Annotated in this window: 3 protein-coding genes; all 3 read left to right on the top strand. The window is 37.6% G+C overall.

Annotation, left to right across the window (positions count from 1 at the left end):
- A partial coding sequence (locus AC06OU_RS17315) for a flagellar basal body-associated FliL family protein (protein ID WP_475857425.1) occupies positions 1–196 on the top strand: 196 nt, incomplete at its 5' end.
- A gap of 28 nt (positions 197–224) precedes the next feature.
- Positions 225–1,223: a flagellar motor switch protein FliM gene (fliM, locus tag AC06OU_RS17310; RefSeq protein ID WP_475857423.1), complete on the top strand. Its 999-nt coding sequence runs from the start codon at positions 225–227 to the stop codon at positions 1,221–1,223.
- Positions 1,216–2,030, top strand: an 815-nt coding sequence (gene fliY, locus AC06OU_RS17305) for a flagellar motor switch phosphatase FliY (RefSeq protein WP_475857427.1), incomplete at its 3' end; no start/stop codon positions are given. The genes fliM and fliY, both read left to right, overlap by 8 nt.

The following is a 2,030-nucleotide window of genomic DNA, read 5'->3' as shown; positions in this document are numbered from 1 at the left end:
GGCAGAGGAGCTTACAAAACGCGATTTCCAAGTGAAGAATATTTTGATCACGGAGCTTTCAGAAATGACGCCAGAGGATTTAGAAGGTAAGCAAGGAAAGCTAACCTTAGAGTCCTCGCTTAAAACTAAAATAAATGAATTGATGAATGAAGGAGAAGTACAGCAGGTTTATATTACTTCTTATATTATTCAGTAAAGTACTTTTTTGAATGGAGGTGGGCAGATTGGCAGGAGATATATTATCTCAATCAGAAATAGATGCATTGTTAAGTGCCCTTTCGACAGGTGAAATGACAGCGGACGAAATGAAGAGCGAACAGGAATCAAAGAAAATTCGTACTTTTGATTTTAAGAGAGCTCTGCGTTTCTCGAAAGACCAAATACGAAGTTTGACACGTATACACGAAAATTTCGCACGTCTTTTAACCACATTTTTTTCTGCCCAGTTAAGATCATATGTTCAAATATCTGTAGTATCCGTAGACCAAATTCCTTTTGAAGAGTTTATACGCTCGGTACCTCATATGACACTCATTAACGTGTTTGAGGTTCCGCCTCTAGAAGGTAATATTCTAATGGAGATAAACCCCAATATCGCATATTCCATGTTGGATCTGTTAATGGGAGGGAAGGGTCAGCCGCATACAAAGGTCGATAATTTAACTGAAATAGAGACAAAAATAATGACAAATCTCTTTGAAAAATCCTTTGATAATTTAAGAGAAGCATGGAGTAATATAGCGGATATCGATCCAATCTTAACGGAATTAGAGATAAACCCACAATTTTTACAAATGATTTCACCAAACGAGACTGTAGTTGTCATATCGTTTAATACGGTTATTGGAGAAACCAGTGGAATGATTAATATTTGTATTCCTCATGTAGTATTAGAACCAATTGTACCTAACCTATCTGTACGCTACTGGATGCAAACGAATAAAAAAGAAGTGTCACCGGAACAATTAGCAGTCCTTAAAAAACGTGTTAAATCAGCAGAAATACCAGTTGTGGCTGAATTAGGTTCTACTGAAATCACCATGGAAGATCTTTTATATCTTCAGTTGGGCGATGTCATTCAATTAAATGCTAAAGTGGAAGATGCTCTTACAATTAAAGTAGGAGATATACCAAAGTTTAAAGCACAGCCCGGTAAGCTTAAAAAGAAAATGGCAGTACAAATAATTGAAACTTTGAAAGGAGGAGAGGATGATGATGAGTGATGATATGCTCTCCCAAGAAGAAATTGAAGCCCTCCTACGTGGAACGGTTGACAATGTGAAGGAAGAAAAAGCAAACATAAATACAACGAATATTGAAGATTACTTAGACTCTTTTGCTATAGATACGTTAGGGGAAATCGGTAATATTTCCTTTGGAAGCTCTGCTACTGCTCTATCTTCCTTATTAGGTCAAAAAGTGGATATTACTACTCCACATATTAGCATGATTAATAGAAGTAAGTTAGTGGAGGAATTTCCACATCCTTATGTCGCCGTACAAGTCCAATATACTGCTGGACTAATAGGTATGAATCTACTAGTTATTAAGCAGTCAGACGCTGCAGTAATTGCTGACTTAATGCTAGGTGGAGATGGGATAGATCCAAGCCCTCAACTAAGTGAAATTCAATTAAGTGCCGTACAAGAGGCTATGAACCAAATGATGGGCTCTGCAGCTACTTCAATGTCCACTGTATTCAATAAAAAGGTAGATATCTCTCCACCTTCCATAGATATTTTAAATCTGATCGAAGGGGAAGGCGAGGAAGCGATCCCTAATGATGATTTACTTATTAAAATATCTTTTAGACTACGAGTAGGAAGCTTAATAGATTCTAATATTATGCAGCTTATACCATTAGAGTTTGGTTTAAGCCTTGTTAAGACACTTCTGGGAGAGGGAGAAGATGCTCAGCCAGAGGCAGCAGCAACGATATATGAGGAAAGAGTAGAAACTAACCACGTGTCTGCTCCTGTGCCAGACTATTATGAGGCACCACCAGTTCAACAATCAGTTGTACCACCAGT

The sequence above is a fragment of the Psychrobacillus sp. genome (assembly GCF_056205495.1).
This window is presented reverse-complemented; position numbering and strand designations above follow the sequence as displayed.